This is a genomic window from Paraburkholderia sediminicola (genome assembly GCF_046027355.1).
Lineage (GTDB): Bacteria > Pseudomonadota > Gammaproteobacteria > Burkholderiales > Burkholderiaceae > Paraburkholderia > Paraburkholderia sediminicola_B.
On record NZ_JAQQEK010000125.1, the window covers coordinates 1 to 852 of the forward strand.

Sequence of the window (852 nt, forward strand, 5' to 3'; positions counted from 1 at the left end):
ACCATCCGCGCGGCCGTCGGTGAACGTATACACGCCGATCAGCGTCACTGCAGGTTTGAGCAGATACTGAAGATTCGCATCGTAGTTGTTAAATTTGCGCGACGAGCCATCGTTATAGTCAAGTCGTGTCTGGCTGAACGCAAAGCCTACCGTTGTCGGTCCGAATACGTAATTGCCGCCCGCCGCTGCAATCTGCTGACGCTCGACACCGCCGTCCAGGCCATAGAAGAGCCCGCCACCGTAGTCGTCGCTGTCGATCGTGCCACCCACGGCGCCACTCGTGTTCGACTTCGCGTCCGGACGATCGAGCACGACATAGCCGCCGCCAATCGAGAATGGACCGTTTACGTAGTTCGCCGCCGTTCCCCATGCCCGATTGTTGCCGAACCCTTGACCGTTTCCACTATTTGCCTGGTTGCTGAATCCGTAGAGCGCGTCGACTGTAAAACCTCCAATCGCGTCACTGCGAAACTTGGCCGCGTTGTTGATCCGGAACGTTTGATTCAGGTTGTCGTTGTCGCCAATGTGCGTTGCCGGCCCCCAGAGTCCCGGACCCGCAAAACGCGCCACAAGATCGCCAATCGGCTCATATTGACGCCCGAGCGTCAACCTGCCGATTCCGGTCTTTGCGATTCCAAAAAACGCTTGCCGACCAAATTCGCGGGACCCCTGACCAAGCGTGCCGTCGTTCGGACGGAACCCGTTTTCCAACGTGAATATCGCCTTCAACCCGTCGCCCAGTTCTTCGATACCGCGCACCCCCCAGCGACTGCCGCCCAGTCTGTTGCCCGTCTGTTGCACGTTACTCGAGCCCTTCTGATTGTTGGTGTAGGTAATGCCTTCATCAACGAG

1 protein-coding gene is annotated in these 852 nt (G+C 58.0%); it reads right to left on the minus strand.

Annotation, left to right across the window (positions count from 1 at the left end):
- Positions 1–852, minus strand: an 852-nt coding sequence (locus tag PQR42_RS45565; protein ID WP_408496109.1) for a porin, incomplete at both ends; no start/stop codon positions are given.